At 61.7% G+C, this 19297-nt stretch carries 18 protein-coding genes and 2 pseudogenes; 7 read left to right on the top strand and 13 right to left on the bottom strand.

Going from position 1 to position 19297, the window contains the following annotated elements:
* Nucleotides 1-241 (top strand): annotated as a pseudogene (locus tag BR41_RS24645) (IS481 family transposase); the annotation flags it as partial.
* Between the two features lie 246 nt (nt 242-487).
* Here the strand turns inward: BR41_RS24645 and BR41_RS12740 are convergent.
* Complete coding sequence (locus BR41_RS12740) at nt 488-2563, bottom strand: glycosyl hydrolase family 18 protein (protein WP_035057623.1); 2076 nt, start codon at nt 2561-2563, stop codon at nt 488-490.
* A gap of 709 nt (nt 2564-3272) precedes the next feature.
* Between BR41_RS12740 and mtnA the strand changes: the two genes are divergently transcribed.
* Nucleotides 3273-4400, top strand: coding sequence for an S-methyl-5-thioribose-1-phosphate isomerase (gene mtnA, locus BR41_RS12745; RefSeq protein WP_051710872.1), 1128 nt, complete (start codon nt 3273-3275; stop codon nt 4398-4400).
* A 53-nt stretch (nt 4401-4453) separates the two neighbouring features.
* Here mtnA and mtnC read toward each other — a convergent pair whose 3' ends face one another.
* The 7 genes from mtnC to BR41_RS12780 all read right to left on the bottom strand — a co-directional run bounded on the left by mtnC (nt 4454) and on the right by BR41_RS12780 (nt 11389).
* Nucleotides 4454-5179 carry an acireductone synthase gene (mtnC, locus tag BR41_RS12750; protein ID WP_051710873.1) on the bottom strand — a complete coding sequence of 242 codons (726 nt, stop codon included), beginning with the start codon at nt 5177-5179 and terminating at the stop codon, nt 4454-4456.
* Nucleotides 5169-5714: a 1,2-dihydroxy-3-keto-5-methylthiopentene dioxygenase gene (locus tag BR41_RS12755; RefSeq protein ID WP_035057232.1), complete on the bottom strand. Its 546-nt coding sequence runs from the start codon at nt 5712-5714 to the stop codon at nt 5169-5171. Before BR41_RS12755 ends, mtnC begins: the two co-directional genes overlap by 11 nt.
* The gene (mtnB, locus tag BR41_RS12760; RefSeq protein ID WP_035057235.1) at nt 5711-6340 is read right to left on the bottom strand and encodes a methylthioribulose 1-phosphate dehydratase; all 630 of its coding nucleotides are present in this window, start codon (nt 6338-6340) and stop codon (nt 5711-5713) included. The genes BR41_RS12755 and mtnB overlap by 4 nt, the downstream gene beginning before the upstream one ends.
* Entirely contained in the window at nt 6337-7644 is a 1308-nt protein-coding gene (mtnK, locus tag BR41_RS12765; protein ID WP_035057238.1) for an S-methyl-5-thioribose kinase, read from the bottom strand. The genes mtnB and mtnK overlap by 4 nt, the downstream gene beginning before the upstream one ends.
* Before the next feature lie 13 nt (nt 7645-7657).
* Nucleotides 7658-8710, bottom strand: a complete 1053-nt coding sequence (locus tag BR41_RS12770) for a substrate-binding domain-containing protein (protein ID WP_051710875.1) — start codon at nt 8708-8710, stop codon at nt 7658-7660.
* 73 nt (nt 8711-8783) lie between these two features.
* On the bottom strand, nt 8784-9815 hold the full coding sequence (locus tag BR41_RS12775; protein WP_035057241.1) for an ABC transporter permease: 1032 nt from the start codon (nt 9813-9815) through the stop codon (nt 8784-8786).
* Complete coding sequence (locus BR41_RS12780) at nt 9812-11389, bottom strand: sugar ABC transporter ATP-binding protein (RefSeq protein WP_051710878.1); 1578 nt, start codon at nt 11387-11389, stop codon at nt 9812-9814. The genes BR41_RS12775 and BR41_RS12780 overlap by 4 nt, the downstream gene beginning before the upstream one ends.
* A gap of 376 nt (nt 11390-11765) precedes the next feature.
* Between BR41_RS12780 and BR41_RS12785 the strand changes: the two are divergent.
* The 4 genes and pseudogenes from BR41_RS12785 to BR41_RS12795 all read left to right on the top strand — a co-directional run.
* Nucleotides 11766-12500: pseudogene (locus BR41_RS12785) on the top strand (methionine ABC transporter ATP-binding protein); the annotation flags it as partial.
* A 57-nt stretch (nt 12501-12557) separates the two neighbouring features.
* Entirely contained in the window at nt 12558-12776 is a 219-nt protein-coding gene (locus tag BR41_RS25660; protein ID WP_444541689.1) for an NIL domain-containing protein, read from the top strand.
* The gene (locus BR41_RS12790; RefSeq protein ID WP_035057246.1) at nt 12773-13453 is read left to right on the top strand and encodes a methionine ABC transporter permease; all 681 of its coding nucleotides are present in this window, start codon (nt 12773-12775) and stop codon (nt 13451-13453) included. Before BR41_RS25660 ends, BR41_RS12790 begins: the two co-directional genes overlap by 4 nt.
* Nucleotides 13454-13581: 128 nt before the next feature.
* Nucleotides 13582-14367 carry a MetQ/NlpA family ABC transporter substrate-binding protein gene (locus tag BR41_RS12795; RefSeq protein WP_035057249.1) on the top strand — a complete coding sequence of 262 codons (786 nt, stop codon included), beginning with the start codon at nt 13582-13584 and terminating at the stop codon, nt 14365-14367.
* A gap of 258 nt (nt 14368-14625) precedes the next feature.
* On the opposite strand, the gene BR41_RS12800 is transcribed toward BR41_RS12795, so the two are convergent.
* Nucleotides 14626-15054 (bottom strand): c-type cytochrome, encoded by a 429-nt coding sequence (locus tag BR41_RS12800; RefSeq protein WP_035057252.1) that lies wholly within the window; start codon nt 15052-15054, stop codon nt 14626-14628.
* Between the two features lie 136 nt (nt 15055-15190).
* Nucleotides 15191-16177, bottom strand: a complete 987-nt coding sequence (locus tag BR41_RS12805; protein WP_035057255.1) for an alginate lyase family protein — start codon at nt 16175-16177, stop codon at nt 15191-15193.
* Nucleotides 16178-16426: 249 nt separating this feature from the next.
* Between BR41_RS12805 and BR41_RS12810 the strand changes: the two genes are divergently transcribed.
* Nucleotides 16427-16984: a hypothetical protein gene (locus BR41_RS12810; RefSeq protein ID WP_035057258.1), complete on the top strand. Its 558-nt coding sequence runs from the start codon at nt 16427-16429 to the stop codon at nt 16982-16984.
* A gap of 3 nt (nt 16985-16987) precedes the next feature.
* Here the strand turns inward: BR41_RS12810 and BR41_RS12815 are convergent, their stop codons facing one another.
* The 3 genes from BR41_RS12815 to BR41_RS12825 form a co-directional block, all read right to left on the bottom strand.
* A complete protein-coding gene (locus BR41_RS12815; RefSeq protein ID WP_035057261.1) occupies nt 16988-17362 on the bottom strand; it encodes a DUF2237 family protein in 375 nt (124 codons plus the stop codon).
* A gap of 268 nt (nt 17363-17630) precedes the next feature.
* Nucleotides 17631-18404, bottom strand: coding sequence for an MBL fold metallo-hydrolase (locus BR41_RS12820; protein ID WP_035057263.1), 774 nt, complete (start codon nt 18402-18404; stop codon nt 17631-17633).
* Nucleotides 18401-19174 (bottom strand): TatD family hydrolase, encoded by a 774-nt coding sequence (locus BR41_RS12825; RefSeq protein ID WP_035057266.1) that lies wholly within the window; start codon nt 19172-19174, stop codon nt 18401-18403. Before BR41_RS12825 ends, BR41_RS12820 begins: the two co-directional genes overlap by 4 nt.
* Nucleotides 19175-19297 lie beyond the last annotated feature (123 nt).

Genomic DNA, 19297 nt, shown 5'->3' on the forward strand with positions numbered 1-19297 from the left:
CCGCTGCAGTGGCCGGCCGTATCCGGAGCAACTGCCGGCGGTGGAGTATGAGCCGGGCGATCGGGTGTTGAAGGTTCGCGTCAACGGGCAAATCCAGTATCGCGGCCGGGCAGTGTTCATTGGCGAGGGTTTGGCGGGGGAGTACGTGGCACTGCGACCTTCGGCAAAAGCCGATGTGCTGACGGTGTTCTTCTGTCATAAGGCCATTCGCACCATCGATCTGCGGGTGCAGTTAGACTAGGTTGAGTGTTACCCATGTCTACCGACAAGTGTTACCTATGTCTCCCGGCTGAACACGCGCGAAGCCCAACATCGGGTGCTGAAGATCGCGCCAATGTTGGGCTTCATTTCATTCAACCCAACCTACGGATCGCTCATTGAGACGTGAACCAACGCCTGCCGGGCACGAAAAAAAAGCCCTCCTGTTGCCAGGAGGGCCCAACCCCTTAGTGCTACATCGGTGATTTCTATTATTTCGCCAAGCGGTTTACTGGTTGACCTTGCCCATGGCCTTGGTCAGCGTGCCGCTGGTGTCGTCGCCATCCAGTGACCAGCTGAAGATCCCGTTCAGGCCCTTGGCCTTCAGGTAGTTCACCTTGATCTGGATCACGGCCGGGGTGTCGAAGCTCCACCAGTTGCTGCCGTCGTAGGTCCAGCTTTGCTGCGTCACGCTGCTGAAGAAGGCCGGCGCGCCCTTGGCGGCGAGGACGTAGTACTCCTCGATGCCCGCCTGGGTCGTCGTGGTGCCCGTCGCCGCAGCCGTGGCCGGTTGATACAAGCCGTTGGTGCTGCCTGCGGCCACATTCGTCCAACCACGACCGTAGAACGGTACGCCCAGGTTGATCTTGGCCGCAGGGAAGCCGGCAGCAAGCAACTCGGTGATGGCATCGTCGATGTCATACGTCGCCAGCACGCCACCTGCCGCAACGTTCGGGCTGGCCGGGTCCTTGTACAGGTTGGACTGGAAGTCCGTGACCTTGCCCGCACCCACCGTGGTGCCGGTTTCCCAGCCGCCGTGGAAGTCGTAGCTCATCAGGTCGATCCAATCCAGATACTGCGAGTACAGGGCCGGTTCGGTCTGGGCGATCTTGTCGCTGCCCGAGCCCACGGCAGAGGCGAGGATGTAATGGCTGACGCCATTCGCCGTCGCAGCGGCATCCATCTCCTTGCGGAATTCCTGCAACAACAGCGTGTAGTTGTGCTTGTCGTTGACGGTATCCACCGTGTTGTAACCGACGCCTTGCACGCCCGGATATTCCCAGTCGATGCCGATGCCGTCGAACAGGCCCTTCAGCACGCCGGTGCCGCCAGTGGAAGAACTGGAGTCAACCGGGTAGTTGCCGTTCAGGTACATATCCACGCAGGACGCGACCAGCGCCTTGCGCGAGGCATCGGTCGCCGCAGCGGCCGAGAACCACTTGGACCACGTCCAGCCGCCCAGCGTCATGATGACCTTCAGGTTCGGGTACTTCTTCTTCAGCTTGATCAGCTGGCCGAAGTTGCCCTTGACCGGCGCATTCCAGACATCGGCCACGCCATCCACCGAGGAGGCCGCGTCGAAGCCTTTCTGGATATCCGCCCACGCATCACCACCCAAGCCATCAGACGTCTGCCACACACCACCGGAACCGGTATCGGTCGCGCCGGTTTCAGTTGCGGTCACTTGGCCCTGGCACTTGTAGGTGCCATCGGATTGCTTGTAGATGTTGTTGAACGCGTAGTTCACGTAGGTCAGGCTGCCGGCCTGGGCTTGCGTGTCGATGTTCTTGACCAGATAGCCGCGGCTATAGATGCCCCACTGCGCGAAGTACGAGCCGACTTGCTTGCTGCTGGACGGCGTGGGTGTCGGAGTGGCCGTCGGGGTCGGTGTAGCCGTTGGTGTCGGCGTTGCGGTGGTTGGTGTCGGAGTCGGCGTTGCGGTCACCGGCGTTGGTGTGGGTGTCGCGGTCGCACTCGGTGTCGGAGTGGGCGTTGCGGTCGGCGTTGGTGTGGCGGTCGGGGTCGGGGTCGGGGTCGGGGTCGGCGTTGGTGTCGCAGTCACCGTCGTGCCACTACAAGTGCCGAGCGACGTCCAATCCTTACCGCTGCCCGATGCGCCGTTGTTGGTCGCCGGGTTGGATTGCGTCCACCAGTTGGCCACGTAATTCACACCGAGGTAAGTCACCTTGTCGCCGCTGTTATAGGTCTTGGTCGAATCCCAAGTCGCGTAGCAGGACGAGGTCGGCGTTGGCGTCGGGGTTGGTGTGGCAGTCGGCGTGGCGGTTGGAGTGGGTGTTGGCGTAGGGGTCGGGGTGGCCGTGGGAGTCGGCGTTGGTGTCGGCGTTGCCGTGGTGCTGGTGTCGACCCCCAGATCGGTCCACAAACTGGTGTTGGTCGGATTCCAGCCGGTGCTGGTGTAGTCGGTCTGGTTGACCAGCGCTTTGTAGTCATGGCCGCTGTAATAAACGATGGTGCCAGCGGTGTAATAGGTATCGGCCTGCCATGCCGGGTAAGCGGCATAGGCATGGGCTGCCATCAACGCCGCCGGAACTGCTGCGAGCGCAAAACGAGACAAGTACGACATAAAGGGTTCTCCATCCTCTTGGTCATTGGCGTGATTCACGCCGCCCCACTGGTCTTTGCCGGCAATCCACCCTGTCAAATTCGGGAAAGAATTCTTGTTTTTTCCGGTGACCAGCGCAGCCACGAACACATTCGAGCTCGCGGTGGAATTCATTACTGGGCAGCGCCAATCCGGGTGTCAATATGCCGAACCCCTACCGTTCATCGGAAAAGATAATCGATAGATGGAACTGAAATACAAAACGATGCCGCCACTCCGGCAAATGCGTTAGCGCACCATCGTAAAGCGTCGCGAAAGCCAGAAAACATCGGGAAAAGGCAGGAGGATGCACCAGATCATGGCACCCCATCGGCAATGTAGCGGCATGTAGTCTTATGTATCCATTGGGATTTTTTGAAAAAATACAGTACAAAAAATTTCGACCATTGCCAGTTGATTGACGACAAATTGCAACGCCCTTCTGTTCATTGCCGCAAAAAATTCTTACAAATCAAACAGAAATTCATTAATACCGTGTAACAAAATCGGGCCAAGCGGCCCAAGTCCTCACCGTTGCCGTTGCAATGAAAACTGGCAACCGCGCCATCCAGCTGGTATCTGCGAGTTTCTGTATGCGGACGCGTTTGCTGCCTGCAACCAGCTTTGCCAATCCGCGCCAAAACAAACAAAGTGATATATTGCTTCACCCCCATAGAACAGAATCCATCTAATGCTGGTGCATGCCCAACCCTATCGATCCATCTGGCGCGATGGCGCCGTGGTCCACGTCATTGACCAAACCGTGTTGCCGCATCGCTTTGCCTCGCGGGCGTTGCATACGCTGGCCGATGCAACGGCAGCGATCCGCCAGATGGTGGTGCGCGGTGCGCCACTGATCGGCGTAACCGGGGCCTATGGCATTGCGCTGGCCTTGCGTGACGATGCGGGCGACGACGCGCTGGCTGCCGCAGCCAAAGCACTGATTGCCACCCGCCCTACCGCCATCAACCTGCGCTGGGCCGTTGAACAAACCGCACAGCAGCTACGCGCCATACCGGCGCCGGCACGACAGCACGCTGCTTTCGAGCTGGCCGATGCACTGGCGCAAAGCGATGTCGATACCAACGCCGCCATCGGCCGGCATGGCGCCACGCTGCTGCGCGAACGCTGGGCTGCCCTGGGCCGCCCCGCCCGCCTGAACGTGCTGACCCATTGCAACGCCGGCTGGCTGGGCTGCGTGGATTGGGGCACGGCACTGGCGGCCATCTATCAGGCGCACGATGGCGGTGTACCGATCCACGTCTGGATCGACGAAACCCGCCCACGCAATCAGGGCGCGAGCCTGACCACCTGGGAACTGGCCGCACATGGCGTGCCGGCGACCTTGATCACCGACAACGCCGGTGGCCTACTGATGCAACAGGGACAAGTGGACGCATGCATCGTCGGCGCGGATCGGGTCACCGCACGCGGCGATGTCTGCAACAAGGTCGGTACGTATCTGAAAGCACTGGCGGCGCACGCGCACGACATTCCGTTCTACGTCGCGCTACCGGTCAGCACCATTGACTGGCAAGCGTGGGATGGCATGCGCGAGATCGAAATCGAAAACCGCGATCCCGCCGAAGTCACCCATATCAGTGGGCGCACCGAGACGGGCGAACTGGTGCGGGTGCAACTGGTGCCGGATGGGACGGTCGCGCACAACCCCGCCTTTGACGTCACCCCGGCGCAGTGGGTGACGGCATTGGTGACGGAGCGGGGGGTGGTTCCGGCGACGGAGAGTGGCTTGCGGTCATTGCGGGGTGAGGGCGCCCATGTAGCCCGGACGGCTTTGCCGGCCGGGGCAGCGACGTAAACAAGGCCCGCTGCGGATACTTGAACCAACCCCGGCCGGCATAGCCGTCCGGGCTACGGTGTTAACACCACATCGATCCCCGCAAAACCACCCAACGTCACCTGTCCTGCCACAGGCGCTGCCGGTGGTGGTGAATCCGCTCGCGCAATCCGCCACGCATGCCAGCCGGCCTGCTGCGCGGCGGCCACTTCACCGGAATGGTCCGACAAAAACAGGATGGCGGATGCCGGTACGCCAAGGCTGGCGGCAATGTGCCGGTACGATTCGCTCTCCAGCTTGCCCCCGACGGTGGTATCGAACCAATGGCTGAACCAGCCGGTGAGATCCCCTGCCCCGGTATGCCCGAACAGCAGTTGCTGGGCCGCGACCGAGCCCGACGAATACACGCCCAGCGTCAGCCCCGCCGTCCGCCAGTGGCTCAGTGCCGGGGCAACATCCGGGTAGAGCGGCGCGATCAGGCTTCCGTCGGCGTAGCCCGCTGCCCAAATCAGGCCCTGCAAGGTTTTCAGCGGCGTGACTTTACGGTCGGCGTCGCTCCAGTCTTCCAGCTGCCGGATTACCTGCTCCTGCGTGAGCGCCTGCCCGGTCTCGTGCTGCACTTGTGCCTGCACAGCCTGCGCGGCTTCTTCCTCCGCATGGGCGCGCAGCCAACTGCCCAGTCGTGGCCGCGCATAGGGGAACAGGGTGTCGCGCACGAAGCTGATCGACGTGGTGGTGCCTTCGATATCGGTGATGACCACGCGCACACCGGTGGGAATCGCTTGCAACTCATTCGCCATGGCGCGGGAACTCGTTGGCGATCTTGTCGCCGGTGAAATGACCGACCCAACCGGCCGGGTCGATAAACAGCCGGATGGCGGTAAAGTGCGGCGCGGGCCCCATATCGAACCAGTGGCAGGTGTTGGCGGGCACACGCAGCAAGTCGCCACGCTCGCAGGTGATCTGGTACACGCGCTGCTGCAGGTGCAGATAAAACGCACCGCTGCCTTCGACGAAGAAGCGCACCTCGTCTTCGCTGTGCGTGTGTTCATCCAGGAACTTCAGCCGCAGTGTGGCCCGGTCAGGATGATCCGGCTTGAGGCTGACCACATCGGCGGTAACGTAACCGCCCTGCTGCCGCAGCCGATCGATGTCATGCGCGTAGGCGACGAGGATGTCGTTCTGGCTGGCGTCTGCGGCCAACGCGGCTCCGGCCTGCCAGCGTTCAAAGCCGACGCCGACGGCAGCCAGCTCGGCGCTGATCTCGCGTGGGTCGGTTGCGCTAACCAGTGGCGCGTGTGGCGCATCATCCGGGTAAATCGTGAGGCGACTCATCGTTGACTCCTTTCCCAATCCAGTTGTAACTGCAGCAGTACGTCGAATGCTTCCAGATGCCGCAGTGCTTCGTTGCCATCCCGCCCCCACGCGTAGAGGCCGTGCCCGGCCAGCAGGTAGCCGGGCGCGAGGGATTGCGCTGGTAGCTCGCCAAGCCGGGCTTCGACGTCATCAGCCAGGGCCACCGTATCCTGGCTGTTGGCAAACACCGGCACCGTCAGCGCCACCGTGTGGCTGGTGACGCCGGCAAACGCCTTTTGCAGCTCCCAGCCTTGCAGCAACAACGTGGCCGACGCGGCATGCAGGCGTGACGCCAACGCAGCGGTGGTCGAATGAACATGGTAGATCGCGCCAATCGCCGGATCAGCGCGGTAACGCGCCACGTGCAGTGGCGCTTCAGCAGACAAACCGGGCGGTAGCGGTTCATCCAGCGAGATCGTCGCCAGATCGGCCGGCGTCAGCGCGCCTTTGTCGCGCCCGGAGCGAGTGACGACGATGTGGCGTTCATCCAGCCGCGCCGAGAAGTTGCCACTGGTGGCGGGCACCCAGCCCCGGCTGGCGCCAAAGCGGCCTGCTGCGATGACCTGCTCGTGGATGACAGTGAGATGATTCTTTGGCGCGTTCATGCTGTGGCCTCGTCAGCAATAGGCACGGCCAGACGCTGGGCGTGCTGCAGCACGGCATCCATATCAGCGAACGGGCTTGGCGTCAGCAGCAATGCCCGCGCTAAAGTCAGCGAACGACGCTCGGCATCGGCACGGCGCAGCGGATCAGCAATCGCTTCAAAGTCCTGATTGTGGGCAAAGCCAAGAATGCGGCGGATGATCTCGGCGCCGGCAAAACCCAGCGCATCGGAGTAAATCTCGCGCAGCCGTTCGCGGCGAGCGCGGGCGAAGGCATCGCGCTGCGCCGGCGTCGTAAACAGACGCGCCGGCCAGGCATCGCCACCGCCGTTTTCCTGCCACAGCGCATCGTAACGCTGGGCGAAGTGCCGCCAGAACGCGCCCGCTTGCGCCAGAATCCACGCCGCATGCGTCTGGCGCGAATCAGCGGCGCTGGCATGGCCGGGCTGGGCAAAAAAGGCCATCAGCAGGTTGGCGATGAACACGCCAACGTCAAATCCCACCGGGCCATAAACAGCGAATTCCGGGTCGATGACGCGGGTATCCGCCTCCGTCACCATCACCGAGCCGGTATGCAGATCACCGTGCAGCAAGGCTTCCTTTTGCGTGAGGAAGCGGTGCCCCAACCGCGCCACGGCGGCGCGCAGGTTGGCATCGTTGCGGATATCTGCAGCGTCCTGATCCAGCTCGGGCGACGTCCAGCGGTTACGCGGCAGGTGCTCGAACGGATCGGCAAAGATCAGCTCGGCGGTCACGCGGGTCAGCGCGTGATTGCGCGAGAAAATCGCCGTTTGATCGAAGACCTGTTCGAACGGCTGCGCCAGCGGCGAGGTCAGCACGGCACTGCGGGCGACGAATTCCGCCACAGCGGTCGCTGCGTGCGGATAGCGCCGGCCGGCAATCAAACCTTGGCGCAGGATGAGATGCGGGCTCAGCAGCTCCATGACGCTGGCGTAGAGCGTGCTGTCGTAATGGAACGTCTGCGGGATCAGCCCGGCCAGATACGGGCCGGCGATCTGGTTGTGCTGGTGCTCGAAAAAAGCCCGCTCCAGCGGCATCGGCCAACTCTCGCCGACTGCCCGCACATAAGGCAGCGACTGCTTTACGCAGACGCCGCCCACCGTGCCGCGCACGAGGAAGACCAGATTCAGATTGCCGTCGCCGACTTCGTCGATCCGCCAATGGGCGGCATCACCACCCACGTGTGCGGCCAGCGACGGCAGGCCGCTCAACCAGACGCGCAGGCGTGCGTCGTCGAGCGGGAAATACCCTGCCGGCGTGGGCAGGCCTACGTTGTTCTCCGCCATGTTGTTCTCCAACTTATTTCGCGGTGGGAATCCACGCCGCCAAAGCGGCTTCGCTACGGCCGAAACTCGGCAGCTTAGCGGAGAGTTCTTCCACCGTCTTGATATCGTACTGGTTGAGTTCTTCCCGCGTGATCAGCACCGGCTTGATGGCGATGCGCAGCGGCAGGCTTTGCCCGGCGACAGCGAGTGCGGCGGCGCGGATCGTGGTGGCGCCCACAACAGCTGGGTTGGTCGCCGCTGTTGCCACCCACGGGCTACCGGCTTCACGGATTTCCGCGATATCGGCAGTGGAGACGTCAGCGCTGTAAATCTTCAGCTTTTTGCCGACGCCCAGTTCAGAGACCGCCAGCTTGGTGCCCCGGGCAAACTCATCCCAAGGTGCGAACACCACGGTGATATCGGGATTGGCACGCAAGGCAGCATTGGCCTGCGCGGCGACTGAAGTCGGCACCGGCGCGGCCACCGTGCCCCAGCGAGCTTTTTCCACGATGCCCTTGTTGGCTTTCTTGATGCTGCTCCACACCGCATCACGGCGATCCAGCGGCGCGAAGCCCGGCACATAGACATAGCCCGCCTTGAACGCCTTGCCGTTGTCCTTGATCGCCTGATTCAACACGGATTCCGCCAGATCCTTGTCGCTTTGCTCGACCTGGATCACTTTCGGATTGTTCAGATCGACATCGAACGCCACCACCTTGATGCCGGCATCGAGCGCCTGCTGCACCACGTCCTTGAGCGCCTCCGGCTGGCCGTGATCGACGATGATGGCTTTGACGCCCAGATTGATGGCCTGCTGAATCTGGTCACGCTGCAGGGCGGCGTCTTCCTTGCCGGGGAACACGCGCAGATCAATGTTCAACGCCTGCGCCTGCCGCTGCGCACCGTTGCCGAAAGCACGGAAGAAATCTCCACCGGAGATGTATCCCACCAGCGCGACCTTGACGCCGCCCTTGTCGAACGGTGCCGGAGCGCCTTTGATGCCATCAGCCAAAGCCGGCCCGGCAAATACGCTGCTTGCCAGCAAGGCGAGGCTGAGACGTTGCTTGAAATTGAAGTGCTTGCTCATGCTTTGCTCCTGATCGGGATGTAATTGGGACGTGATTGGATTGGGGAAATGACTGAATGGATTTGATACGTTTCTAGCGCCGCGCCCGGCCAAGGCCGAAAGTCAGCGCGAGCGCGGCCACCAGCACGAAGCCTTTGACGAAATCCTGGGTATAAAACGGCACGTTCAGCATGGTCAGGCCGTTGAGCAACACGCCGACAAACACTGCGCCGACGATCGTGCCCAGCACGTTGGGGCGGCGCGCGTTGAGGACGGCAAAGCCGATCAGCGTGGCGCCGACGCTATCGAGCAGCAGCGAGCTGCCACCCGACACATCACCGCGCCCGACGCGGGCAGCGATGATCACGCCCCCGAGCGCAGCGAACACGCCGGACAGCACATAGGCCGTCACGCGGTAACGCGCAGTCGGCGCACCGGACAGCCGGGCGGCTTCTTCGTTGCCGCCAGTGGCATAAAACACGCGACCCCAGCGGGTACGTTCCATCAACACCCACGCAACAATCGCCAGCACACCAACGAGAATGACCGGCAGTGGCACGCCAGCCAGTCGCGCCCGGCCCAATGCCAGAAAAGCGGCGCTGAAACTGCCGGTGGCGGTGCTGCCGTTGGACAGCAACATGCCGCTGCTGATCGATTGCCCGCCGGTCGGGATCAGCTGCAAGCCCCCCAGTAAGAACATCGTGCCCAGCGTGGCGAGCAAATCCGGAATGCGCAGCCGCACCACCAGCAAGGCATTGAACAAACCGATGGCGACCCCGGTGCCAAGGCCGAACAGCAGCGTCGGCGCGGTGCCCCATTGCCAGACCACCATGGCGTAGCTGCTGGCGATCAGCGCGGTGGCGGCGGTCGCGCCAATCGACAAATCAAAACCACCGGCAATCAGCGCAATCGTCACCGCCAGCCCGAGCAGTGCATCGACGGCGGTCGATTGCAGAATGCTCAGCAGATTGGCCGGCTGGCTGAACGCCGGCTGCAGCCAGCTGAAGCCGATGATCAGTCCGGCCAGGACAATGAACAGCGCGTAGCGGCGTACTGTCTCCAGGTTCAACGGAGCCGGGGCGCGGGTTGGCTGCGGCAAGGCAGCAGTAAAGAGGCGGCTGGTCATGCGGTCACTTCCATAGGCAATGTCGTCGACAAGGGCGGGTGATCCGGCAGCGCGCCGGCAAACTGTTCGAGGCTTTCCAGCTGGCCCAGCAGCGAATCCGCATCCCTGCCCTGACCGGGGTCATACAGGGTGTGCTGGCCCATGATCAGCACGCGGTCGGCCACTTCGAGCGCTTCTTCCAGATCGCTGGTGGCGATGAGCACGGCGGTATCGGGATTGCTACGGATCGAGGCGATCAGGTCGTGCCGGGCGCCAACATCCACGCCCTGGAACGGCTCATCCAGCAACAGCACCTTGGCGGGGGCCGATTGCCAGCGCGCCAGCACGATCTTTTGCTGATTGCCGCCGGACAATTGATCAGGGGTGTCGTGCGGCCCCTGGCAGCGGATGCCAAGGCGTTGAATCCAGCTGCGGGCGGTGTCATCCAGCTGTTGCTGTTTGACCCAGCCATCAGGGAACAGTCGCCGTAGATGCGGCAGGGCTATCAGGTCACTCAGCCGTGCGCCAAGGCTATCGACGGGCAGAAAACTGCTGCGCCAGCGATCTTCGCCCGCCATGAAAATACCGGCGTCGATCGCTTCTGCGACGCTACGCGGCTGCCAGTGAACGCCATCGAGCAGCAATCGCCCCGCCGGCAACGGCCGCAAACCGAACAGCACTTGCAGCAAGCGGCTCTTGCCCGCACCAAGGTTTCCGGTGATGGCGACCACCTCACCTGCATGCAGGCACAAATTGAATGGCGTGCTATCCGGCAGCAATTGCACCTGCTGCAGTTCCAGCCGGGGTTGCTGGGTTGGTGGCCGGGCAGCGGCATGGCGCACGGGCAACGCCCCGCCGACCATGGCACGCACTGCCGCATCCAGATCCAGCGGCGCAGCGAACTCGCCAGCGACCCGGCCATTGCGCAACACCACGGCGCGGTCGGCAATGCGGCGCAGGTCAGCCAGCCGGTGCGACACATACAGAATGGCGATGCCGGCTTGTTTGAGGTGGTCGATCACTGCGAACAACCGCGCCGATTCGCGGGGCGACAAGCTGGCGGTCGGCTCATCGAAAATGATCAGGCGGGCGGATTCATGCAATGCCCTGGCCAGCGCCAGCAATTGGCGCTGTGCCGGGGTGAGATCGGCAAAATCGGCATCCAGCGGCAAATCGGGCGCAATGGCGGCGGCGATCGTGGCGGCTTGCTGGCGAATCGTGGCGGGTGCTAACCAGGCGGCGGCGTGGGCGCTGCACAGCCGGCCCAGCAACAGGTTTTCCGCCACGCTCAGGCCGGGCACGCCCAACTGGCTGGTTTGCTGGTGGACAGTGGCAATGCCGGCATTCAGCGCGGCGCGGGGCGAATCGAAACGGATCGGGTCACCGGCCAGCCGTAACTCGCCGTCGTCGGCTTGGCTGGCGCCGGCAATGATCTTGACCAGCGTGGACTTGCCTGCGCCATTGGCCCCCATCAACGCCACCACTTCGCCCGCACGCAAGGTCAGATCGACGCCATCCAGCGCAATGGTCGCGCCGAAGCGTTTGCGAATCTGGCGCAGGGCGAGCAAGGGCGGGGGGAGGACGGCGGCGGGCATGAGAAGGCTGAGCTGGATGGCAAGAGCAGCTAGCCTACATCGGGCCATTTATTCCATTAAAGAATTTAACCAAACAACAAAAGATCAAAAAGAAATTAACCGATCGATTTGTATCGCCAGGTTGCAGAACGGCTTGCCGACACTGAAGGGATCAAACCCAAGCAAACATCAACCTGCCCCATCAGGGAAATCCGCAATCGGGATTACGCTTGTTGGCCCCATTTCCGCCAGTTGGCGAAACAACGGCGTAATTCCGTCGCCTTATTTCCATATCGCCATAAAGATTTTGTTCTTATATCCACCGCCGCTAACATTGCGGCTCGGTGGCCACCCGCCATACTCAATAACAATATTTCGGCACCCAAAAGGCTGCTTCGTGATCACGTTCAAGCACATCCACAAAGCCTATCGCGTCGGCGGGAGTGATATCCCCGCTCTGCAAGGCATCGACTTCGAGATTCAGGCCGGGGAAATCTTCGGCATCATCGGCCATTCCGGCGCGGGCAAATCCACGCTGGTGCGGCTGATCAATCTGCTGGAGCGCCCCACGTCCGGCCAGGTGCTGATCGATAACGTGGACATCACCGCACTCGATGCCGAAGGCGTACGCCTGCAGCGCCAGCGCATCGGCATGATCTTTCAGCACTTCAATCTGCTGTCGTCCAAGACTGTGGCGCAGAACGTGGCGTTTCCGCTGGAGCTGGCCGGCGTCGCCAACAAGCACCAGATTCGCAAGCGCGTGGCCGCCCTGCTCGCCCGCGTAGGCCTGACCGATCACGCCGACAAATATCCGGCCCAGCTTTCTGGCGGCCAGAAACAACGCGTCGGCATTGCCCGTGCGCTGGCGACCGAACCGAAAATCCTGCTGTGCGATGAAGCCACCAGCGCGCTCGATCCGCAAACCACGCAATCGGTGCTGCAACTGCTGGCCGACATCAACCGCGAGCTGGGCCTGACCATCGTCATCATCACGCACGAGATGGACGTGGTGCGTCGCATCGCCGACCGCGTGGCGGTGCTGGATGCCGGCCGCGTGGCCGAGATCGGGCCGGTGGCAGAAGTGTTCCTGCATCCCAAGCACGCCACGACCCGCCGTTTTGTGCTGGAAGATGAGCATGTCGATGAAGGCGAAGAACGCGACGATTTCGCCCATGTGCCGGGCCGCATCGTGCGGCTGACCTTCACTGGCGACTCCACCTATGAACCGCTGCTGGGCGCGGTGGCACGCGCTACCGGCATTGATTTCAGCATCCTCGCCGGCCGCATCGACCGCATCAAGGACACGCCCTACGGCCAGCTCACGGTGGCGTTTACCGGTGGCGACGTGCCAGCGGCATTGGCGCAACTCGCCGGCCGGGGCTTGGCGGTTGAGGAGGTACGGGCATGAACACCTTCTTTGCGAACGGCCTCTTTGCGAACGTCGATTGGCCGGAAATCTGGCAGGCCAGCCTCGATACACTGCTAATGCTGGGCGGTTCGTTCGTCTTTACCGTGCTGCTGGGCTTGCCGCTGGGCGTGCTGCTGTTTCTGACCAGCAAGCGCCAGCTATTGGCGCAGCCGGTGGTATATGGCGTGCTGTCATTCATCGCGAACATCATTCGCTCCGTCCCGTTCGTGATTCTGCTGATCGTGTTGATCCCGGTCACCGAGCTGATTGTCGGCACCTCGCTGGGTGTGGCGGGCGCGATTCCGCCGCTGGTGATCGGCGCGACGCCATTCTTTGCCCGGCTGGTGGAAACCGCATTGCGCGAAGTGGATCAGGGCATTGTGGAAGCAACGCAAGCGATGGGCGCAACCACCACCCAGATCGTGCTGCGCGCGCTGTTGCCCGAAGCCAAACCGGGCTTGATCGCCAGCTGTACCGTCACAGCGATCACGCTGATTTCCTACACCGCCATGTCTGGCCTGATTGGCGGCGGCGGCCTAGGCGATCTGGCGATCCGCTATGGCTATCAGCGTTATCAAAGCGACGTGATGGCCGTCACCGTGGTGTTGCTGGTGATCGTGGTGCAGGTGCTGCAGATGCTGGGCGACCGGCTGGTAATCCATTTCTCCCGGAAGTAACGCAATGACCTATCCACCACGCGGCCTGCTGCCCTGTTGTCATTGAAACCATCGAATGCCAGCGGGCGACCTACCGTTGCCCGGTGGCACTCAGTAGCAAATCACCATCCCACAAGGAGCATTACCCCATGAAGAAAACCCTGGCGCTGATCGCGGCTACCCTCGCCGCATCGTTCACCCTTTCGGCCCACGCTGCCGACAAGCTCTCCGTTGGCGCGACCGCTGTGCCGCACGCTGAAATCCTCGAATTCGTGAAGCCGACGCTCGCCAAGGAAGGCGTGGATCTCGAGATCAAGGTGTTCACCGATTACGTGCAGCCGAACGTGCAAGTGGCCGAGAAAAAGCTCGATGCCAACTTCTTCCAGCATCTGCCGTACCTGAACGAGTTCAACAAGGGCAAGGGCACCAATCTGGTCAGCGTGGCGGGCGTGCACGTCGAGCCGTTCGGCGCGTATTCCACCAAGATCAAGAAGCTGGCTGACCTGAAGGAAGGCGCAACCATCGCCATCCCGAACGACGCCACCAACGGCGGCCGGGCGCTGCTGCTGCTGGACAAGGCCGGCGTGATCAAGCTGAAGGACGACAAGAACATCCTCGCCACCAGCAAGGACATCGTGCAGAACCCGAAGAAGCTGAAGATCAAGGAGCTGGAAGCCGCCACCCTGCCGCGCGTGCTGAACCAGGTTGACCTCGCACTGATCAACACCAACTACGCGCTGCAAGCCAAGCTGAACCCGGCCAAGGATGCACTGCTGATCGAAGACAAGCAGTCGCCGTACGTGAACATCCTCGTCGCCCGCCCGGACAACAAGGATTCCGCCGCGATCAAGAAGCTGGTTGCCGCGCTGAACAGCCCGGAAACCAAGAAGTTCATCGAGACCAAGTACAACGGCGCAGTGGTGCCGGCGTTCTGATTGGACGTTTTGCTGTAGTACCCGTAGCAAACAAAAACGCCTGACGGATTGTCAGGCGTTTTTGTTTGCTATCAGCGAAGAACGTGACCGGATTTTCTCCCCTCTCACATTTATGGGAGAGGGGCCGGGGGTGAGGGTCGTGCCAAATGCATCGACCTTGCAAACACCCTCTCCCTAACCCTCTCCCACTAATAGCTGAACAAGGCTAAAGCCTTGCACGCGAGGGCGAGGGGACTATAAGCGCTAGAACGCGCCAGATCACTCCGGCCGAAACACCCGATGACAGGCACTGCAACTGTCCTCCACCTTCCACACCGCCGGCCGCACATCATCCAGCGAGCCGGTCTTGGCAGCCGCAGCCAAGTGATCCGTAGCAGCCTCGAAGTTTGCCGTCGCCTGGCCGAACGCCTTGGCGGCCCGTGCATCCACCGGCTTGGCGGCATTGTATTCAGGGAAGTGCTGCCACGGCGTGCGGGCGGCTTGTTGCAACGCCGTCGACACACGCTGGAAATCCGCCACCACGAACGGCTGCCGGCCACGCGACATGCCGCTCAATTGCTCGGACAGCTTGAGCAGTTGCTTCATCTCGGTTTGGCGTTTGCCTTGTGGGGAATTGGGATCGACACGCTGGCACGCGGCGAGGGAAAAGGCTGCGATCAAGGCCGCGAATAAAGCGAATCTGGGCATGAATATCTATTCAATCGGTTAAGCGCCGCCAGCAAAGGTTTGCCAGCGGCGCCAAGGGCGGCAGTTTATCGCCAAACAGCGTCTGGCGATAAACCCATTCATCGACTAATCAGACAAGCCGTTCACCAATGGTCATTCACAGATGATCAAAGAAATGCTTGTCCGCCAGCACCGTCATGTTTCCGCCCAATTGCGGATTGCGGAACGGTGCCTGGCTGAACAGCGGTTGCATCGCGGGCGCCAGACTTGGCCGGGCGTACTGGTAGAACGCGGTCCAGCCCAGGATGCTGCCCTGCGGGATCTCCTGCGTGACCCCGGTCTGGGTGGCGAACCAGCTCGGGTCAGCAATGCCGGACAACACCCGGTTGGCCAGTTTATCCAGCCGGCCTTGCTGGCTGCCGTACCAGTCTTCGTTCACGCCCTTGGCCAGCTCAGCCATCATCACCAGCGGTGCCAAAGCATAGTTGTGGTACGCCAATGCCTTGCCGGCGCGATTGAGTTCAAGCGGCAAGGTGCCGTCGTCGCGAATATCGGATAGCGCCCGATCGTAGATGTTGCGTGCCGCGTTGATCTCTTTGTTGTTGCCGGTGGCCACGCCCGTCGCCATGACCGCCAGGCCGACCCAGTAATAGTGATTGTTCAGCGCCTGATGACCCGAAGTCGCAAAGGCCAGCGACGCATCCGCCACTTGCGGCAACCACGCATCGATATGCGCACGCTGCGCCGGCTCGGCCTCCGGCTTCAGCTTCAGGTAGGCCAGCGATAGCCCGGCCAGGGTCCATTTGCGGGTGTATTGGGCTTGGCTGGATGACATCGTGCCGAGCATCGCGCGATCTTGCGCCCAGCGATCCAGCCAGCTCAGCGCGCATTGCGCCGAGGCCTTGTCGCCATTGGCGACGTAACGGTCGGCGTTGTCGCTCACGTTGCGCAGAAAATCGCTAAACGGTTTCACTGCGGCTTCATTCTTGGCTTTCAGTGCCGGATCGATCACCGAATAGTGCGCATCGGTGTAATAGCTGTTGGCCTGGATATCCGGGATGCCGGCAGGAGCAGGCGCACAGGCGGCAAAAGTCTGGCCGACAGCCAAGGCAAGCAATGCGGCAACGTAGTATTTGTTTTTCATTGGCGTATCTCGTGATTGGATTCGTTTTGGATTAAAGCAGCTCAAGCGTTGATCAGCGCAATACCGATCAACGCGATGCACCGGCACTCGCCGACGCGGACTACAAGCCGTTACGATCCGGCCCGCCGACCAGTCAAATGTCATGCAAAATCGGGGCTTGCATACCTCCAGAGAAAAACGATGCGTACATTTCATTTCTTATCACTACTGCTCTTTATCCCGCTCACAGCCTGCGGCAGGAGTGAAGAAATGATCGACGCGCGGCGCGATTACATTCTTGCGCGAGATCACGGTTGGCTCGAAATCTCGTTGAAGGTCGATGGCATTCCCGATCAGCCACCAGTCAAGGGCAAGAGTCAGGCCCCCGGCGGCCCGGATAGCTGCTTTATCGGCGTTGCGTTCAACAAGGAGAAAATGATTTCCACCTTTGCCGAAGCCATCGGCGACAAAACGCCCTACTCGCTCGATACCGGTTACCGCTTTGCCGTGCCGGCACGCCCCGGCAACGTGTCGGTGTCGCTGGAAGGCTGCATCCAGAAGCCCCGGCAAGCCGAACTGAAGGTCGATATCAGCAAAGGCACTGTCTACAACCTTGCCTTTGATGGCACATCGCTCAAGCTAGAAGGCCAGCACCCGTTTGATTCGGTCACGCTGGATTCGCTGAATGGCAAGCTCGCCAATCTGGACGATGCGCAAGCCCAGCTCGATGCTGCCGTCGCGCAGAGCCGCAAAGAAATGCTGTGGGGATTTCTGGGGTTGGGGCTGGTCGTGCTGCTGGCGGCGGTCTGGTTGCGCCGCCGCAAGTAAGGCTTAGCCGAGCTTATCCACTGCGTACTCGACCAAGGTCTCCAGCGAGACGTGTTCGAGAATCGATTCGTCGGTCGCAGCCAGCACGATCCTGGGCGCATGGCCTTCCAGCAGCGCTTCGATCCAGCGCGGTGCACACAGGCACCATTGATCGCCGGGTTTGAGGCCGGCAAAACCCCACTCCGGGCGTGGGGTGGAAAGGTCGTTGCCCTGCGCCTTGGAGAACGCCAGGAATTCGGCAGTCATCCGCGCGCAAACGGTGTGTTTTCCTGAATCATCGGCATGATCGCTGCAGCAGCCGTCGCGCAGGAAGCCGGTCAGCGGATCAAGACTGCACGGGATCAGCGGCTGGCCGAGGACGTTGAGGGATTGGGTCATGTGAGAGCCTGTTTCAGCCGATATTCGAATCGCGCCGGCGTCGATCTGGATGCGAGGCAAGGCATGGGACGCGCCGCAGTCCGATCGACTGCTAGCGGCCCATAACGCTGAATCGCATCCAAAGCGACACCGGCCCTTTGGGTTGCCACCATGAGTGCCCGGCAGCTTTGTCGTTTTGTCGTCATGTAGATCACTACATTTCCTCCTCGCTTCGCGCTGCCGGGCACTCATGGTGGCAACGCGAAGCGAATATCGGCTGAAACAGGCTCTAAATCTCCACCCGCAAGCCGTCGTAGCCCACTTCGATGCCTGCCGGCATCCGGGCGGAGAGTGCTTCGTGGCTCAGTTCGTGGGTCATATGGATCAACACCGTGCGCTTGGCGCCGATGCGCTTGGCGGCGGTAAGTGCTTGTTCAACGCCGAAGTGCGTCGGGTGCGGGTTTTCGCGCAGGCAATCCAGAAACAGCACGTCCAAACCGTGCAAGCGCTCGAAGCTGGCCTCCGGGATTTCCGACACATCGGTGATATAGGCCGCATTGCCGATGCGGTAGCCGTGGATCGGCCATTTGCCGTGCAGTACCGGAATCGGCGTGATGGTGACACCGCCGAATTCGAACGGCGCATCGCCGATCTCGTTCAGCGTCAGCACCGGCTTATCCCAGAAGTTGTTGGGCGAGAGCAGCGTGTAGGAGAACCGGCTGCTGATGTGTTCAACCATCAAGGTATTGCCGAACACCGGCAGCGCGGCCTTTTGCAGCCAGCAGAAAGCGCGCAGGTCATCGATGCCGTGCAGGTGGTCGGCATGCGGATGGGTGTAGAGCACCGCATCGACATGCAGCAGGTTTTCGCGCATCGATTGCTGGCGCAGGTCGGCCCCGGTATCGATCAGGAAGGTCTGACCGCCAGCGCGAAACACGGCGGAGGCACGGGTGCGTTTGTTCTTCGGGTTGGTCGAGGTGCAAGTGGCGCAGGTGCAGCCCAGCGCCGGGGTACCGCCGCTGGAACCGACACCAAGTAGGGTGATTTCAACCGGCAGACTCATGACTGCTTCGCCTTTGCAAACAGGGTGAAGAAATTGCGGGTCGTCGCGTCGGCCACCTCGGCCACGCTGATGCCGCGCAGATCGGCGATATGTTCTGCCACGTGCTTCACCCAGGCCGGTTGATTGGTCTTGCCACGGAACGGCATCGGCGCAAGGTAGGGCGAATCGGTTTCGATCAGCATGCGCTCCAGCGGCACGCGCTTGGCGACTTCCTTGAGTTCTTCGGCCTTCTTGAAGGTGACGATGCCGGAGAAGGAAATATAGAAACCCAGCTCCATCGCGGCCCGCGCCACTTCCCAACTCTCGGTGAAGCAATGCATCACGCCGTTGACCTTGCCCTCGCCTTCTTCACGCAGGATGCGAATGGTGTCTGCGGAGGCGGAACGGGTGTGGATGATCAGCGGCAGGCCGGTTTGCTTGGCGGCACGGATATGCACGCGGAAACGCTCGCGCTGCCAATCAAGATCGCCGGTGAGACGGTAGTAATCGAGCCCGGTTTCGCCGATTGCGATCACCTTGGGGTGCTGCGCCTCGGCCACCAGCCACTCGACCGTCGGTTCGACCACATCTTCGTAATCCGGATGCACGCCAACCGATGCGTACAAGTGCGGCTGCGCTTCGGCCAGCGCCAGCACGCTCGGGTATTCCGGCTGATTGACCGCGACGACCAGCGCATGGCTGACCTTGTTGTCCGCCATGGCGGTCAGGCGGTCGTCGAGGTGTTCGACGAGTTCGGGAAAATTGAGGTGGCAGTGCGAATCGACAAACATCGGCTACTCGGAAAAAACTGGTTTTCTCCCTGCACATGCCATAGCCGGGCTTGGGAGAGGAAATGGATGCTGGAAAGTACAAAGGCCGCAACAAGTGCGGCCTTCGATTCTACGCAACAAGTG

Source organism: Andreprevotia chitinilytica DSM 18519 (genome assembly GCF_000711875.1).
GTDB lineage: Bacteria > Pseudomonadota > Gammaproteobacteria > Burkholderiales > Chitinibacteraceae > Andreprevotia > Andreprevotia chitinilytica.